Genomic DNA, 17,008 nt, shown 5'->3' with positions numbered 1-17,008 from the left:
GGTGGCGCGCCGCCGGTCAGTCCTGCGGGACGGCCGGCCAGGAGCGCTCGGCGGTGAGGTAGAGCAGCTCGGAGCGGACCCCGCGCTGCCCGGCCAGGTCGCGCAGGACGACCTCCTGGCGCAGCTGCTCGGCCTCCGGGTCGAACCAGCAGCCCGTCAGGTGCTTGAGCCAGGGCTCGATCCCCAGCGCGTAGACGAAGATCTGCTCGGCGCCGAGCCGCTCGGCGAGCTGGTCGGCGGGCCCGGCGAAGGAGCCCTTCAGGCCGCGCTCCAGGCTGTGCTCGCGGGAGATCGGGGTGTCCAGCAGCGGGCCGTAGAGCCAGGTCAGCGGGGCGCCGACGCACTCCAGGCCGATGAACAGGGCGTCCACCGAGCCGATCTCCTCGGCCACCAGGTCGTAGAGGGCCGGGTCGATCGGCGAGGTGTCGGTGGCGAACAGGAAGCCGCGGCCGCCGAGCCGGACCATCGGCACCATCTTGGCGCGGATGTCGAGCTCGCCGTGCTCGCCGAGGAAGGGCAGCGCGGTGACGGTGGCCGGACCGGCCTGCAGGCTCTGCATGTCGGCGAGTTCGACCACGTTGCGAAAGCCGAAGTGCTCCAGCATCGAGCGCAGGCCGATGTCGGCCAGGCTGCCGCCGGAGGACCGCGGCACCACGATGGTGCCGATCCGCCTCCGGAGCTGGAGCAGGGTCTCCAGCGAGAAGTGGTCGGAGTGGCCGTGGCTCAGCACCACGACATCGATGGTCTCCGGCAGGTCGGCGATGGTGTAGTGGCCCTCGAAGCCGTCCCCGTCGTAGCCGACGGTCGGGTCGGTCATCACCGTGAAACCGCCGAAGTCCAGCAGCACCGAGGCGTGGCCGAAGTACTGCATCCGCACCTCGCCGGTCCCGTTGGGCACGTAGCGCCGGGGCTCCCGCTCGGTGAACAGGCGGCGGAAGCCCACCCGGGCCTCCTCGTCCAGGCCGAACCTCTCCGCCAGCTCCTCCACGTCCACCGGCTCCAGCCGGGCGGCGAACAACTCGTCCAGCAGCTCGGAGGCGAACGGCACTTCCAGGTCGGTGCGGCCGGGAGCGGGCAGGATCGGCGAACTGTAGATGAAGGGCTGCGCCGGGTCGTGACGTTCCATCAGGGACACGGTCTGGGCGTGCGGTTCGGTCGCCGGGGTGCGGTAGAGCAGGCTCTCGAAGAATCGCAGGGCGGCGTTGTTGGCCGTGTCGTAGACCAGCTCGGTGACCCCGCGCAGGGCGGGCGGGAGGTCCTGGTAGAGCGGGGCGAGCGCGCGGCCGTCGCCGTTCTTGGCCAGCGTGGCGCGCATGGTGTCGATGTCCTCGGCCATCCGGATCCGGGCCTCGCCCTCGGCCAGGGTGCGCTCCAGCAGGTCGGCGACGCCCTGCGGGCCGCCCGGGCCCGGGTCGATGAACGGGGCGCCGAACATGTTCGGGTCGGCCAGCGCCCGGGCGTGCTGCTCGGGGCTCTCCAGGTAGCCGCGCAGGGCCGGCAGGTGGCGCTTGACGAGGTTGAGCGCGCCGGTGTGGGGCGCGGCCACGAACGGTACCGCGTACCAGCGGTGGACCAGTGGCTGCACGACGGTGGCCGGCGACAGGTAGGCGCGCATGCGGGGTCTCCATCCGTGCCGCGGAGGCACGTTCGAACGTGACGGTCGGGTGGCGGCGCCCACTCTGGCCCGGGGGCCGGGCCGGACACATGGGGAGCCGGCTCCCAGATTCCGCACACCGGTCCCGACGGAATCTGGGTGCGCTCCCCCCATGTGCGGGGACGGCGGCGCTGGGAGCGTTGCCGGTGCCGCCCCACCCGACGAACGAGAGCGAGGGGACCCATGACCGCGGTCCACCGGCCCGACACCGCCGTGATCGTGGATGGTTACTCCACGGGCGCCTTCCTCCCTCCGGCCTTCGCGGCCCTCGGGGTCGAGGTGGTCCACGTGCAGAGCACTCCCGAGCCCATGCTGACGATGCTCCAGCCGGACCCGGCCGCCTACCGGGACCGGTACGTGCTCTCCGGTGCGGACGGGCTGCCGGACACGGTGGCCGCGCTCGCCGCGCTGACCCCCGTCGCGGTGCTGGCCGGCCAGGAGCCCGGGGTGCCGCTGGCGGACCGGCTGGGCGAACTGCTCGGGCTGGCGGGCAACGGCTCCGCGCTCTCCGCCGCGCGCCGCGACAAGTACCGGATGATCGAGACCCTGCGGGCCGCCGGGCTGCGCTGCGCCCGGCAGGCGAAGGGCTCCGATCCCGGGGAGCTGGCCGCCTGGGCGGCCGCCGAGGGCGGTTTCCCGGCCGTCGTCAAGCCGCTCAGCTCGGCCTCCACCGACCACGTCTACGTCTGCCGCACCACCGAGGAGGTGGCGGCCGCGGCCCGCCGGGTGCTGGCCGCGACCGACATCTTCGGCAGCCGCAACACCGAGGCGCTGGCCCAGTCCTTCCTGGCGGGCACCGAGTACATCGTGGACACCGTCGGGGCCGGCGGCGAGCACTACGTCTGCGGGGTCTGGGAGTACGAGAAGACCGAGCTGCCCTCCGGCCGGCGGATCTACGACCGGGACGTGCTGCTGGACCCGGCGGCCGAGCCGGTGCCGGAGCTGATCGCCTATGTGCTGGACGTGCTGCGGGCGCTGGGCATCGAGCACGGCCCCGCCCACGCCGAGGTGATGATGACCCCGCAGGGCCCGGCCCTGGTCGAGATCGGCGCCCGGCTGAACGGCAACATGAACCCGGGCTTCCACGACGCCTGCCTGGGCACCAACCAGGCCCACCTGACCGCGCTCGCGTACACCCGCCCGCAGGAGTTCCTGGACCGCTACGCCGGCCGGGTCTACACCAAGCGCCGCGAGGCCGTGGTGCACAACACCCGGACCGAGCTGGACGGTGAGGTCATCGCGGTCGACCAGGCGGTGGTCGACGAGATCGCCGCGCTGGAGACGGTCCACCTGGTCGGCGTCAAGCTCGCCCCGGGCAAGCGGCTGCGCCCCACCACGGACCTGCTGACCAGCCCGCTGCGGATCTTCATGACCGGCCCCGACGCGGAGTCGCTGCGGGCCGACCACCGGACCATCCAGACCTTGAAGGACGCGGTCTACCGGCTGGCCGAGACCCCGGCCGTGGCGTGACGACGCACCCCCCGCAAGCACCCGAGGAGAGGTTGGCGACCCGTATGGACACCGAACGACGGCCAACGGTCCTGCTGTTGGGCACCGACAAGTACGTGATGCAGGCCTGCGTGCGCAACGGCGTCGACGCCGTGGTGATCTGGGGCTCCACGGCCTACGACTACGGCATCGTCCCGGTCCCCGAGCAGTTCACGGTACTGCGGGTCGACGACCAGAGCAGTGCCGAGGCCGTCCTGACGGCCCTGCACCGGGCCGGCCTGGCCGACTGGAAGTTCGACGCGGTGCTCACCTCGGACGAGTGGGCCATGGTGACGGCCGGCCTGGTCGCCGAGCACCTCGACTGCCGCGGCATCGACCCCGTCACCGCCGCCCACTTCCGCGACAAGTCGCTGCAGAAGCGCCGGATCGCCGCGGCCGGACTGCGCACCGCCCGGGTCACGGTGATCGAGGACATCCACGACGTCTCGGCCCTCACCGAGCTGCCCTACCAGCGGGCGGTGCTCAAGCCGATCGCCGGCGCCGCCACCGCCCGCACCTCGGTGGTCACCAGCCTGGCCGACCTGGAACAGCGCAGCCGCCGGTACCGCACGGAGAAGACCGCCCAGCGCACCTTCGTGCTGGAGGAGTTCGTCGAGGGCGACGAGTGGGTGGCGGACGGTGTGGTGTTCGAGGGCGAGATCGTCTTCCACGCGCTCGGCACCTACGGCGACCCGTGCCTGACCGTGGTCGACCAGGGGCTGCCGCTGCGGCTGCGCCGCTTCGACCCGAAGTCCGAAGCCTGGGCCTACGAGCTGGGCGACCCGTTCGTCCGGCGCGCGATCGAGGCGCTCGGCCTGCGCGACGGCGCCTTCCACATGGAGCTGTTCCACCACCCGGAGCACGGGCTGGCCTTCGGCGAGTGCGCCTCCCGGCGCGGCGGGGCGCTGATCCACGAGGAGCTCCAGGCCAAGTTCAACGTCCACCTCGGCGCCGCGCAGCTGTTCGCCGCGCTCGGCCGCCGACCCGAACTGAGCGTCGTGGAGCGGCCGGAGATCATCGGCGGGACCTATCTGCCGGGCCGTCCGGGCACCTTGATCAGCTGCCCCTCGCCGGCCGAACTGCGGGCACAGCCCGGCGTGGAGTTCGCCCGGGTGGAGTTCCCCTTCGGAGGCCAGTTCGCCGACGGCCTGGGCTCCACCAACCAGAAGCTCGGCCAGGTGCTGGTCGCCGCCGACTCGGAGGAGGAACTGCGGGAGCGGTTGGCGGAGTTGCGCGCGTGGTTCGCCGAACGCACGGTGGTCGCCCCGTACGGCGGCCCGCTGCGCGAGCTGCGCGCCTGGCAGCGCGAGACCTGGCCGGACCAGGACTACCGGGACACCCTGTGGGACTGACCGGGAAAGCCCAGGCCGTCGAGGAGCGGCGGCAGCGGGGCCCGCTCGCCCGGCTGCTGCCACAGACCGCCGAGCAGCGTGCGCTGGCGGCCGGGAGTTTCGTGAACTCCCTGGGCGCCGGGATGTTCATGACCAGCAGCGTGCTCTACTTCACCCGGATCGTCGGCCTGCCGATGGCCCAGGTGGCCACCGGGCTGTTCTGCGGGGCGATGGCCGGGCTGGCGGCCGGGCTGGCCGCCGGGCGGATCGCCGACCGGTGGGGGGCCCGGGAGACCCAGATCGCGGTGATGCTGATCGGGGCCGCCGCCGTGGCCTGCTACCTGGTGGTCCGCACCTTCTGGCCGTACCTGCTGGTCTCGGTCCTGCTCGGCGTGGTCTTCGCCGCCGCCAAGTCCAGCCAGGCGCCGCTGGTCCGCGGCTTCGGCGGGGAGAACCCGGCGGTCTTCCGGGCCTACCTGCGCTCCTCGACCAACCTGGCCATCGCCCTCGGCGCGCTGATCGCCGGTATCGGCATCCAACTCGACTCCTCCCCGGCCTACCTGTGCCTGGTCGGCGGCCGGGCGCTGGCCTTCGCGGGCAGCGCGCTCGCGCTGCTCCGGCTGCCCCGGCCGGCCCCGGTGCCGGTGCCCCGCAGCCGCCGCCGCTGGGAGGCGCTGCGGGACCGCCCCTACCTGACCGCGACGGTGCTCAACTCGCTGATGTCGCTGCACTACGCGGTGCCGACCTTCCTGCTGCCGCTCTGGATCGTCGACCACACCGAGGCCCCGCGCTGGATGGTCTCCGGCGCGCTGCTGCTCAACACGGCGCTGGTGATCGGTCTTCAGGTGCGGGTCAGCCGCGGGGTGGACGACACCGGGGCGGCGGGCACCCGGATGCGGTACGCCGGAGCCGCCGTCCTGGCCGGGCTGGTCATGATGGCCTCCGCGAGCGGCCGCTCCCCCTGGGTCGCGGTGACGCTGCTGCTGGCCGCCGTCGCCGTCTACACCTTCGGCGAACTCTGGCACGCCGCGGCCTCCATGGAGTACTCCTTCGGTCTCGCCGCCCCGCACGCCCAGGGCGAGTACTCCGGGGTCTTCGGCCTCGGCGCGGGCGTCGCCGAGGCACTGGCCCCCGCCGTGATCGGCGCGCTCGCGCTGACCTGGGGACCACCCGGCTTCCTCGCCCTCGGCCTGGGTTTCTGGGCCGTCGGCACGAGCTGCCGGCCGCTCATCGCCCGCTCCCTGCGCAAGGCCGCCGAGCCGGCGGCCCCGACCACCGAAATGGCGTGACCAGAAGATGACCACCACGACCGATCCGCAGTCGCTCGGCCAGGACATGCTGGAGCTCGTCCCCGGCCTGCACTTCGACCACCGGGAAATCCTGAGGGCCTACCAGCAGGTGGTGGACCGGGTGCCCGTCACCGACCCGGAGAACCCGGAGCACCGGCTGCGCCGCCTCGGCCTGACCCACCGCGCCGACGCGGCCGACCCCTGGCACGACGCCGGCACCGGCCAGTTCGACCAGCGGACCGGCGAGAAGCACTTCGAGGAGTCCGAGTTCTCCTTCTTCAACGAGGAGGTGAAGGACACCTACTTCTACCACCTGTACCAGAGCCTGCCGTTCCGGATCGGCCGGATGCGCCTGGTGCCGCTGCACCCGGGCGAGATCTACCACATGCACACCGACGCCTCCCGGGTGGCGCACGTCGCGATCACCAGCAACGAGGACAGCCGGCTGCTGTTCCGCACCGGCCACACCTACCACGTACCGACCGACGGCCGGGTGCACCTGCTCAACACCAAGCTGCACCACTCCGCCTACAACGCCGGCAGCACCACCCGGATCCACCTGACCATGACCAAGGTCGAGTAGCCCCCGGTCCTCGCCCCGCCACCACACCCCACTGATCAGCAGGGAGCCCGCATGACCGCCCAGGAGCCGACCGAGCAGGGCCGCCGCCCGGTCGTGGTGCTCGTCGACGGCTACACCACCGGCAACTACCTGCCGCCGGCCTTCGCCCGCAAGGGCGCGGACGTCGTCCACGTGCAGAGCACCGCCGAGTTGATGACCACGATGCTCGCCCCGGACCTCAGCGCCTACCTGGCGAACCTGGTCTGCGAGTCCCCCGAGGAGACCGCCCGGCAATTGGCCGCGTACCGGCCGGTCGCCGTGGTGGCCGGTCAGGAGCCCGGGGTGCCGCTGACCGACCGGCTCTCCGAACTGCTCGGGCTGCCCACCAACGGCACCGCGCGGTCGGCCGCCCGCCGGGACAAGTACGAGATGATCGAGGCGCTGCGACGGGCCGGGGTCCGCTGCGCCGAGCAGTTCAAGAGCGACCGCCCCGAAGAGCTGGCCGAGTGGGCCGAGCAGCGCGGCCGGTACCCCGTGGTGGTGAAGCCGCTGACCTCGGCGGCCGCCGACGGCGTGGCGATCTGCCGGGACGCGGCCGAGGTCCGCAAGGCGGCCGAGGCCGTCCTCGCCACCCGCACCGTCTTCGACGAGCCGAACCTCGAAGTCCTCGTCCAGTCCTACCTGGTGGGCGAGGAGTACGTGGTCGACACGGTCTCCTGCCAGGGCCGGCGCTACACCTGCGGGGTCTGGCAGTACCGCAAGAAGCTGATCGGCACCCACAACATCTACGACTACGAGCTGGTCCTGGACCACCAGGACCCGCGGGTGGCCGAGCTGATCGCCTACATGGACACCGCGTTGCGGGCGCTCGGCATCGTCTTCGGACCGACCCATGCCGAGGTCGTCATCACCGCCGACGGCCCGGCCCTGGTCGAGGTCGGCGCCCGGCTGGCCGGCGGGATGAATCCCGCTTACCACGACGAGTGCCTCGGAGCGAACCAGGCCGACCTGACCGCGCTGGCCGCCGTCCGCCCGGAGGAGTTCCTGGAGCGGTACGCCGACCGGCACTTCCGCAAGCGGCGGGAGGCCTGGCTCTACACCACGCCGACCGAACTCGACGGCGTGGTGGACGGCCTGGACCAGGACGTGCTGGCCGAGATCGAGGGCCTGGAGACCGTCCGGGGCCTCAACGTGAAGATCAAGGAGGGCGGCCGGATCCGGCCGACCGTCGACCTCTACACCAGCAGCCTGCGGATCTTCATGGCGGGCGACTCCGCCGCGCAGGTGGAGCGCGACTACCTCCACATCCGGCGGATCAAGGACCGGGTCTTCCGACTGCGCTGACCCTCCGTCACCCCCTTACACAACGCGGGAGTTCTCCAGCATGACCACCACCGAAGGCACTCCGCCGCAACTGCTGCTGGTCGGCGGCGCCGCGCCGAACCCGCTCAGCGTCGACGTGGCCGTGCGGGCCCTGGCCCAGGCCCGGGCCCGCGGTCTGCGCACCCATGTCACCAACCAGGAGGCCACCGTGGCCGCCACCCCCGAGGTGGCCGAGGCCGCCGACGCGGCGAGCGCGGTCGACTTCGAGGACGCGGCGGGCAGCGCCGAGTGGGCGGCTGCCCGCCGCGAGGAGGGCGAGCGCTTCGACGTGGCCCTCGCGGTCCGCGAGATGGCCCAGGTGGCGGCGGCCGAGGTCGCCGCCGGACTCGGCGCCCCCGGCAACCCGCCGGAGGCGGTCCGCCGGATCCGCACCAAGGACGCCTGCCGGGCCGCACTGGCCGCGGCCGGTTTCCCGCAGCCGGCCGTGCGGCTGTGCGCCGACGAATCCGAGGCGCGGGTCTTCCTCAAGGAGAGCACCGGCCCCTGGGTGGTCAAGCCCCGGGACGCCATGGGCAGCCTGGGCGTCAGCCGTGTGGACGGCCCGGACGGCCTGGCGGCCGCGATCGAACTGCTGCCGAGCCAGGACCCCTTCCTGGTCGAGGAGTTCGTGGACGGCCCGGAGTTCAGCGTGGAGGGCCTGTTCCTCGGCGCGGTGCCCACCGTGCTGGCGGTGACCGCGAAGGAGAAGCTCCCGCCGCCGTTCTTCGTCGAGGTCGCCCACGTCCTGCCCGCCCCCCTGCCGGAGGCGGACCGGGCCGAGATCGACCGGCAGGTCCGTGCCGCGCTGACCGCGCTCGGCCTGCGGTTCGGCGCCTTCCACGTCGAATGCTGGCTCACCGCACGGGGCGTGGTCCTCGGCGAGGTGCACGGCCGGGTCGGCGGCGGCTGGATCCACACCATGCTGCCCTACGTCTTCCCCGGCCTGGAGCTCTTCGGCCTCATCCTGGACGACGCGCTCGGCCGCCCGGCCGAGCTGCCGGCCGCCTCCTCCCGGGCGGCGGCCAGCCGCTTTCTCGCACCCCCGCCCGGGCGGCTGGTCGCGGTCGAGGGCTGGGACGAGGTGCTGGCCCATCCCGGCCTGCTCTACGCCGAACTGACCGTACGGCCGGGGGACGTGATCGGCGCGTTCCGCTCCGGCCAGGACCGGGTGGGCGCGGTCGTGGTCGGCGCGGAGAGTCCGGCCGAGGCCGAACGGCTGGCCCGGGAGCTGGCCGCCTCGGTCCGCTTCGTCACCGAGGAGCCGTCCGGCGCGGAGTCCCCCGAGGAGGCCGGGGCATGACCGGCACCCCCACCGGCACCGCCGGCCTCACGGGCACCACCGGAACCGCTCAGACCATCGGCACCGCCGGTACCGCCGGCACCACCGTCCGGGCCGGCCTCCAGGTCGACGTGGCGGTGGTCCCCCACCAGCTGGACCGCCCGTTCCAGATCTCGCACATGACCATCGCCACCGTCGACCGGGTCCGGCTCCGGCTGATCGGCTCGTGCGGCCGGCTCCGCGGCGAGGGGGAGATCGCCGCCGACCTCGGCTACGGCCAGGACGGCCCGGCCATCGCCGCCGAAGCCCGGCTGCTGGCGGGCGAGTTGACCCGGACGCGCGGCACCGAGACACCCGACCGGCTCGGCGAGCTGCTGGCCGGCGCGGCCTCGGCGTTCAGCGCCCCGGCCCGGATGCTGGTCGAGATGGCCTTCCTGGACCGGGCCGCCCGGACCGCCGGGCTGCCGGTCTGGCGGCTGCTCGGCCTGCCCGAGCCCGGCCCGGTCCGGCTGATGCACACCGTCCCGATCGGCGAGGAGGTCCCGGCCGCCCGGCCGGTGAAGATCAAGCTCGGCGGCTCCCGGGACCAGGAGGTGCTCCGCGGCCTGGTCGGCGTGGACGGCCCGGTGGTGCTGGACGTCAACCGGGGCTGGGGGCACGCCGCATGGGAGGAGTTGCGCCCGCTGGTGCAGCAAGTCGCGCCCACCGTCCTGGAGGACCCGGTGAGCGACGACGCGCTGCTTGCGGAGGTACGCGCCGCCCTGCCCGGCACCACCGTCCTGCTGGACGAGGGCATCGACAGCCGGGCCGCGGTGGAGCGCGCCGCGCTCACCGCCGACGGCGCCAACATCAAGCTGATGCGCTTCGGCGGCCTGCTGCCCGGCCTGGACGCCCTGCGCCACCTCGCCGCCCAGGGCACGGCCCGGATGCTCGGCTGCTTCCTGGAGCCGCCCCGGTCGATCGCCTACGCGGCGCAGCTGGCCGGCCTGTGCGACTGGACCGACCTCGACGGGCACTTCTGGCTCTGCGACGACCCGCCGGTACCCGGCTACCACCTCGACAGCTCCCGCCCCGGCATCCCCGGCATCCGGTACTGACGCCCCCCGGCGCCGTCACCGCACCGAACCCACGAGGAGTCAGCGCACCATGCAGCACGTCACCGAGCCGCTGCCGTACGGCACCTGGAACTCCCCGGTGGAGGCGGCGGAGGTCGCGCGGGGCGAGGCCCTGCTCGAATGGACCGGCTTCGTCGGCGAGGAGGTGTGGTGGACGGAGGCCCGTCCGCAGGAGGGCGGGCGCAGTGCCCTGACCCGCCGCACCGCCGACGGCCCGGTCCCCGCCCTGCCGCCCGGCTGGGACGTCCGCAGCCGGGTGATCGAGTACGGCGGCCGCCCCTGGCTGGCGCTGTCCGGCCGGGCCGAGGACGGCATCGTCTTCACCCACTGGGACGATCAGCGGGTCTACCGCTGGCGCCCGGGCGCCGACCCGGTGCCGCTGAGCCCCGTCGGGGCCTGGGCCGCCGAGTTGCGCTACGCCGACTTCGCGGTCCGCGGCGAGGAGGTCTGGTGCCTGCGGGAGACCGTCGCCGACGCCGAGGGCACCTCGGTGGTCCGGCACCTGGTCGCGCTGCCGCTGGACGGCCGGGCCGCCGGCGACCCCGCGGCCGTCCGGGTCCTGGCGGGCGGTCACGACTTCCTCTCCGGCCCGCGGATCGAGCCGGGCGGCCGCCGGGTCGCCTGGCTCGGCTGGAACCACCCGGCGATGCCCTGGGACACCACCGAGCTGATGGTGGCCGGGATCGAACCGGACGGCAGCCTGGCCGAGCCGGTCCGGGCGGCCGGCGGGGACGGCGAGTCGGTCACCCAGACCGACTGGGCGGCCACCGGCTCCGGTGCCCTCTACGCCGTCACCGACCCGGACGGCTGGTGGAACGTGCACGAGCTCGGGCCGGACGGCGGGCGGCGCAACCTGTGCGCCCGGCCCGAGGAGTTCGGCGAGGCACTGTGGCGGATCGGCCTGCGCTGGTGCCTGCCGCTGCTGGACGGCCGGCTCGCGGTGGTGCACGGTACCAGCGGCCGCCGGCTGGGCCTCCTCTCCCCGGACGGGCGGCTCGACGACCTGGAGACCCCGTACACCGAGTGGTTCTTCCCGGCCACCGACGGCCGCCGCATCGCGGCCGTCGCGGCCGGTCCGCGGCAGGGCCGCACCGTGGTGCTGATCGACCCGGCCGACGGCGGCACCCAGATCCTCCGCGAGCCGTCCGCCGCCCACCCGGAGTACGCCACCACGCCCTACCGGCGTACCTTCACCGGGCCGGACGGCGAGCCGGTGCACGCCCACGTCTACCCCCCGTACCACCCGGAACACACCGGGCCGGACGGCGAGCTGCCGCCCTACCTGGTCCTCGCCCACGGCGGGCCGACCAGCCGCAGCCACCTCGTGCTGAACCAGGAGATCGGCTACTTCACCAGCCGGGGCTTCGGTGTGGTCGACGTCCAGTACGGCGGCTCCACCGGCTTCGGCCGGGCGTACCGGGAACGGCTGCGGGAGTCCTGGGGCGTGGTGGACGTGCGTGACTGCGCCACGGTGGCCCGCGCCCTGGCCGCCGAGGGCCTGGCCGATCCGGACCGGCTGGCGATCCGCGGCGGCAGCGCCGGCGGCTGGACGGCCACCGCCTCGCTGGCGGCCGAGCCCGGCCTGTACCGGGCGGCCGGCATCTACTACCCCGTGCTGGACGCCGGGCAGTGGCGCACCCGGGGCACCCACGACTTCGAATCGCGGTACCTGGAGAGCCTGATCGGCGCCTGGCCGCAGCAGCGCGCCCGCTACGCCGAGCGCTCGCCGGTCGAGGGGGCCGGCCGGATCCGCGCACCGTTCGTCCTGCTCCAGGGCCTGCGGGACACCGTCTGCCCGCCGGCCCAGGCCGAGCGGCTGCTCGCGCTGCTCGAGGACTCCGCGGTGCCGCACAGCTACCTCACCTTCGAGAGCGAGGGGCACGGCTTCCGGCTCGCCGACACCGTGCGCCGCTCCCTGGAGGCCGAACTCGCGCTCTACGCCTCGGTCTTCGGTCTCGCCCCGTGACGGCCCGCCCGTCCCCGGGCGTCCCCGCCGACACCTCCACGCAGAGGAACACGACATGCCCTCAGGACGATCCTCGACCGGGCGGACGGACCACCGCCCCGGTCCCGGCCGCCCGAACCTCGACGACCTCGACTTCGACCGGCTGGCCCCGCCGATCAGACGGGGTCTCAAGTCCCTGACCCGACTGGACAACCACCACGCACTGCTGGCGATCGCCTTCGAGTACGGCCTGGTCGCGCTCTGCGTCACCGCCTGCGTCGCGGGCTCCTACTGGGCCTACCCCGTCGCGGTGGTCCTGATCGGCTCGACCCAGCGGTTCCTCGCCCACTTCCTGCACGAGTCGGCGCACAAGACCCTGGCCCGGAACCGGATCCTCAACCTGGTGGCCGGCACCGCCCTCTCCGGCTACCTGGTCGGCCAGCTGTACGGCCCGTACCGCGGCTCGCACGTCGGCCGGCACCACCGCCACCTCGGGGAGGCGGACGCCGACCCGGACTACCGCTTCCACCTCGAGTGCGGGCTCTACGACCCGGACCGCAGCGACCGCGGCTTCCTGGTCCGCGAGGTGCTGCTCTCGCTGCTGGGGCTGCGCACCGTGGACTACCTGCGCTACCTGGTCCGGGACCGGGTCCGGGCCCGGGAGTCGGACCTGACGGTCTCGGTGCCGGTGCCGCTCCGTACCGAGCAGCGGCTGTTCCTGCTCCAGTGGGCCGCCGTGCTCGGCCTCTGCGGCTGGCTCGGGGTGCTGCCCGAGCTGCTGCTGTTCTGGTTCGTCCCACTGCTCACCGGCAACATCGCGATCGGCTGGCTCTCCGAACTGGCCGAGCACTACCCGCTGCCGGAGAGCGAGTCCACCCGGGTGCTGCTGACCCGCAACCGGCACGGCCGGGCCCTGGAGACCTTCCTGCTCAGCCGGCACGGCGACCGCTTCCACCTGGTCCACCACCTCAACGCGGGCATCCCGTTCTGGAACCTGCACCGGGCCCACCGGCTGCTGCTGGACGACCCGGCGTACGCCGGCTGGGACGGCATGTGGGCGGGGGTGCTCAGCCGCCCGCGCTCCCGGCGCGGCAAGGAGACGGTGATCAGCTACGCGGCCAAGTACCGCGCCTGGCGCCAAAACGGCGGTGACCCGGCCACCGCGGACCGCACCTTCGCCCAGTCGATGATGCTCGCCGCCGGGCAGGTCACCGTCACCGTTCCCCGGCAGTCCGAACCGACCACCGTGAGGCCCTGATGACCGAGGCATACGTCACCACCCGGACACCCGCCGGCGACACCGCCACCACGCCCGACCGGGACGCGGGCCTGGGCCTGCGGCTGCTGGCCGCCGACGAGCGCTGCCGGCGCGCCTTCGCCGAGCCCGGCTCACTGCTGCGTCAGATCGCCTACCCGGCGGCCCGGCGCTACCTGGTCGCCGACGACCTGACCGGGCTGCTCCCCCGGCTCGACCTGCTCCGGACCCGCGGGTACCGGGTGTCGGCCGAGTACGTCGGCGAGGAGATCCGGGACGAGGCCGAGATCGAGCAGGTGGTCCGGGCGTACCTGGATCTGCTCGCCGCCGACGCCGGACCGCTCCAGCTCGGCTTCGACCTCTCCAACGTCGGCCTGCTGGTCTCCCGCGACCTGGCCGTGCGGAACACCTCACGGATCCTCGCCGCGGCGGCCGCGCACGGCAGCGAGGTGGTGCTCTCGATGGAGCGCTCGGAGCTGGTGGACCAGATCGTCTCGGTCTTCGCCGAGCTGGCCACCGCCCACCACAACGTCGGCATCACCGTCCAGGCCCACCTGCACCGCACCGAGCGGGACCTGCCCGGCCTGGTCGCGCTCGGCCGCAAGATCCGGCTGGTCAAGGGCGTCTACGCGGAGGCCCCGGAGACCGCCCTCGGCCGCGGCCCCGAACTCGACGAGCGCTACCTCGAGTTCGCCGAGTACGCCCTCGGCGAGGACGCCCGGCTCACCCTGGCGACCCAGCACGCCGAGCTGCTGGCCACCGCCCAACAGCGCGGGCTGCTGGCCGGGGCCGAGGAGATCGAGATGCTGCACGGGGTCCGCCCCGCGCTGCTCCGGCACTACCGGGAAGCCGGCTACCCCTGCCGGGTCTACACGACCTATGGCCGGAGCTGGTGGCTGCACCTGCTGCACCGCCTGGCCGAGCACCCCGCCATGGCCCTGCGCGCCCTGGCCGATCTCGCCGACCCCTCCGCCACGGCTTTCGGCACCGACTACTGAGAGGGCGTCACCCATGACCGGACAGCTGATCCACCTCAACACGGCCGGGGCCGGCCTGATGCCCGAAGCGGTCTCCACCGCGATGGCCGACTGCCTGGCCCGGGAGGCGGCCACCGGCAGCTACGAGACCGAGCTGCACCACGACGAGATCCTCCAGCACGACGTCTACCGGCGGCTCGGCCGGGTCGTCGGCGCCGACGCCCGCGACCTCGCGGTCTTCGACAGCGCCACCCGCGCCTGGTGGCGGGTGGTCTCCCGGCTCGACCTCGGCCCCGAGGACCTGATCTGGGTCACCCCGTACGAGTACGCGGGCAGCCTGATCGGGTACTTCACCCTGCGCGACCGCACCGGCTGCGCGATCGAGACCATCCCGCTGCGCCCCGACGGGAACCTGGACCTGGACTGGATGGCGGCCAACCTCTCCGACCGGGTCGCCCTGGTCTCGGTCACCCACGTGCCCTCCGGCTGCGGGATCGTCAACCCGGTCGCCGAGATCGGCCGGCTCCTCGCTCCGTACCGCGCGTGGTACGCGGTGGACGCCTGCCAGGCCGTCGGGCAACTGCCGCTGGACGTGGCCGCGATCGGCTGCGACCTGCTCACCGGGGCCGGGCGGAAGTTCCTGTGCGGGCCTCGGGGAAGCGGCTTCGCCTACACCACACCGCGGTTGCGGGCCGCGCTGCTGCCCGACTTCACCGACCTGCACGTGGCCCGGGTCAGCTCGCCGACCGCCGTCACGGTGCACGAGGAGAGCGCCCGCACCCTGGAGCTGGGCGAGCGCAGCACGGCCGTGGTGCTCGGGCTGCACGCCGCACTCGGTCACCACCTCGAACTCGCCCGGGAGGGACGGGCCTTCCCCTCGAAGGACGTCGTCGAGGCGCTGCACGCCTGCGTCGGCGGGCTGCCCGGTGCCGAGCCGCTGAGCCCGGGGACGGAGCAGTCGGGCATCCTCTCCTTCCGGCACGGCACCCTGCCGGCCGAGCGTGTCCGGGACGGACTGGCGGCCCGCGGCATCAATGCCTGGAGGATCGCCGGCGACCACACCCCGCTCTACCTCTCGGCCCGGGGCGTCGACACCGCGGTGCGGCTCTCGGTGCACCACTACAACACGCTCGAGGACGTGGAGGCGCTCGGCCGGGCCCTCCACGGCCTCCGGTGATCCGCCCCTCCGCCGGCCCGTCGGGGAGGTGCCGGCCGGAAGGTCCCGACGGGCCTGGCGCGCTCATGGTGATCAGGGAGGCCACCGCGGAGGACTGGCCCGCCATCTGGCCGTTCTTCCACCAGATCGTCGCCGCGGGCGAGACCTTCACCTACCCGCTCGACCTCGGCCCGGAGCAGGGCCGCGACTGGTGGCTGCTGTCCGCGCCGAACCGCACGGTGGTGGCGGTCGACGAGGCCGGCACGGTGCTGGGCACCGCGAAGATGCACACCAATCACCTGGGGAACGGCTCGCACACCGCGAGCGCCAGCTACATGGTCGATCCCGCGCACTCCGGGTGCGGGGTGGGCCGGACGCTCTGCGAGTACTCCCTGGAGTGGGCCCGGGCGGCCGGCTACCGGGGCATGCAGTTCAACGCGGTGGTCGAGACCAACGTCCACGCGGTGGGCCTCTACCGCTCGCTCGGCTTCGAGATACTGGGCACCCTGCCGGAGGGCTTCCGGCACCCGGAGAAGGGCTACGTCGGGCTGCACATCATGCACCGCCCACTGCCCTGACCTCTCGGCGTGACCTGCTGCGGCCGGCCCCGCGCCTCACGGCGGGGGCCGGCCGTCCTGACGCGGGCTCCGGCCTCCTGGGCGCCGAAGAGGCGTCGCGGACCGCGAGCAGCCCATACGATCACGCACATGCCGATCACACCGCCCATACCCATCCTGCGCAGTTCCAGCGGCACCCTGCTCCGATTCGACGAGGACGCACTGGTGTTGCGCCGGACGGCCGAGGAACTCCGGATCCCCCTCCCGGCAATCGGACACATCCGCCCGGAGGGGCGCGCCGTCGCCGTCGAGCTCACAGCCCCGCCCGGAACGGTGCCCGCCGTGCACCGCGTCGACGACGTGAGCGAGGCCGCGGTGACCCTGTTCGCCGACGCCGTCAACGCGGCTCTGCCCAGGCGCGCCGAGGAGACCGAGAGGGTCGACGGCTCGGCCCTGGTCACCGCCCGCGCCTTGACCGAGTCGCGCGAAGAGCGGCGAAAGCGCAGGCGAAAGATCTGGGCACTCGCCGTCGGTCTCTTCTTCTTCGCCCTCGCACTCGCCGTCGGGATCCACGGCCAGTGGACCGTCGCGCTCGAGATCCTGCTGGTCGGCCCCTTCGGCGCGGGGATCGTCGCGTTCGGCGCCATGGGGGCGGACACCGTATACCGCACGTGGTACCTGCCCCGGAACGGCATCACCGTCGAGGCGGGGAGAGTCGGCAGCACACACGTCCTGGGCGGCAGGTTCGGGACGTACGTGTACACAGACCTGCAGGGCATGAGCCGCAGCGTGTACGCCAGGAGCAGCGCCCCGACCGTCCAGGTCGCCTACCACCCGGACAGGCCCCACTTCGTGACCGTCTGTGCATCGCGGTCCAGCACGGCCGGGGACGCCGCTCTCACCGTGGTCCTCCTCCTCTTCGGCCTCGGCGTCGAAGGCGTTGTCATCACCCTGGCCGTCGCCGCCTTCCTGGGCATGTACCCCGGCCGCTGACGCCGGGCCGGTACGGACCGGCCGGCTCACAGGTCGCCCAACCCG

Annotated in this window: 14 protein-coding genes; 13 read left to right on the top strand and 1 reads right to left on the bottom strand. The window is 73.6% G+C overall.

Annotation, left to right across the window (positions count from 1 at the left end; genetic code table 11):
* Positions 1-16 precede the first annotated feature (16 nt).
* On the bottom strand, positions 17-1,615 hold the full coding sequence (locus tag ACZ4W9_RS27025; protein ID WP_467940141.1) for an MBL fold metallo-hydrolase: 1,599 nt from the start codon (positions 1,613-1,615) through the stop codon (positions 17-19).
* A gap of 222 nt (positions 1,616-1,837) precedes the next feature.
* On the opposite strand from ACZ4W9_RS27025, the gene ACZ4W9_RS27020 reads away from it, so the two are divergent.
* The 13 genes from ACZ4W9_RS27020 (at position 1,838) to ACZ4W9_RS26960 (ending at position 16,963) form a co-directional block, all read left to right on the top strand.
* Positions 1,838-3,124 carry an ATP-grasp domain-containing protein gene (locus ACZ4W9_RS27020; protein ID WP_467940139.1) on the top strand — a complete coding sequence of 429 codons (1,287 nt, stop codon included), beginning with the start codon at positions 1,838-1,840 and terminating at the stop codon, positions 3,122-3,124.
* A gap of 44 nt (positions 3,125-3,168) precedes the next feature.
* Positions 3,169-4,494: an ATP-grasp domain-containing protein gene (locus ACZ4W9_RS27015; protein ID WP_467940137.1), complete on the top strand. Its 1,326-nt coding sequence runs from the start codon at positions 3,169-3,171 to the stop codon at positions 4,492-4,494.
* Positions 4,485-5,762 carry an MFS transporter gene (locus ACZ4W9_RS27010; protein WP_467940135.1) on the top strand — a complete coding sequence of 426 codons (1,278 nt, stop codon included), beginning with the start codon at positions 4,485-4,487 and terminating at the stop codon, positions 5,760-5,762. The genes ACZ4W9_RS27015 and ACZ4W9_RS27010 overlap by 10 nt, the downstream gene beginning before the upstream one ends.
* A gap of 7 nt (positions 5,763-5,769) precedes the next feature.
* Positions 5,770-6,345: a hypothetical protein gene (locus tag ACZ4W9_RS27005; protein WP_467940133.1), complete on the top strand. Its 576-nt coding sequence runs from the start codon at positions 5,770-5,772 to the stop codon at positions 6,343-6,345.
* 51 nt (positions 6,346-6,396) lie between these two features.
* Complete coding sequence (locus ACZ4W9_RS27000; RefSeq protein WP_467940131.1) at positions 6,397-7,668, top strand: ATP-grasp domain-containing protein; 1,272 nt, start codon at positions 6,397-6,399, stop codon at positions 7,666-7,668.
* Between the two features lie 40 nt (positions 7,669-7,708).
* On the top strand, positions 7,709-8,986 hold the full coding sequence (locus tag ACZ4W9_RS26995) for an ATP-grasp domain-containing protein (RefSeq protein WP_467940129.1): 1,278 nt from the start codon (positions 7,709-7,711) through the stop codon (positions 8,984-8,986).
* Entirely contained in the window at positions 8,983-10,062 is a 1,080-nt protein-coding gene (locus ACZ4W9_RS26990) for an enolase C-terminal domain-like protein (protein WP_467940127.1), read from the top strand. Before ACZ4W9_RS26995 ends, ACZ4W9_RS26990 begins: the two co-directional genes overlap by 4 nt.
* Before the next feature lie 49 nt (positions 10,063-10,111).
* Positions 10,112-12,046, top strand: coding sequence for an alpha/beta hydrolase family protein (locus ACZ4W9_RS26985; protein ID WP_467940125.1), 1,935 nt, complete (start codon positions 10,112-10,114; stop codon positions 12,044-12,046).
* 55 nt (positions 12,047-12,101) lie between these two features.
* Complete coding sequence (locus ACZ4W9_RS26980; protein WP_467940123.1) at positions 12,102-13,283, top strand: fatty acid desaturase; 1,182 nt, start codon at positions 12,102-12,104, stop codon at positions 13,281-13,283.
* Positions 13,283-14,278, top strand: a complete 996-nt coding sequence (locus ACZ4W9_RS26975; RefSeq protein ID WP_467940121.1) for a proline dehydrogenase family protein — start codon at positions 13,283-13,285, stop codon at positions 14,276-14,278. The genes ACZ4W9_RS26980 and ACZ4W9_RS26975 overlap by 1 nt, the downstream gene beginning before the upstream one ends.
* A gap of 13 nt (positions 14,279-14,291) precedes the next feature.
* On the top strand, positions 14,292-15,434 hold the full coding sequence (locus ACZ4W9_RS26970) for an aminotransferase class V-fold PLP-dependent enzyme (protein ID WP_467940119.1): 1,143 nt from the start codon (positions 14,292-14,294) through the stop codon (positions 15,432-15,434).
* A 65-nt stretch (positions 15,435-15,499) separates the two neighbouring features.
* Positions 15,500-15,991: a GNAT family N-acetyltransferase gene (locus tag ACZ4W9_RS26965; protein WP_467940117.1), complete on the top strand. Its 492-nt coding sequence runs from the start codon at positions 15,500-15,502 to the stop codon at positions 15,989-15,991.
* A 129-nt stretch (positions 15,992-16,120) separates the two neighbouring features.
* Complete coding sequence (locus ACZ4W9_RS26960) at positions 16,121-16,963, top strand: hypothetical protein (RefSeq protein ID WP_467940115.1); 843 nt, start codon at positions 16,121-16,123, stop codon at positions 16,961-16,963.
* Positions 16,964-17,008 lie beyond the last annotated feature (45 nt).

The sequence above is a fragment of the Streptomyces sp. NPDC029296 genome (assembly GCF_055569255.1).
This window is presented reverse-complemented; position numbering and strand designations above follow the sequence as displayed.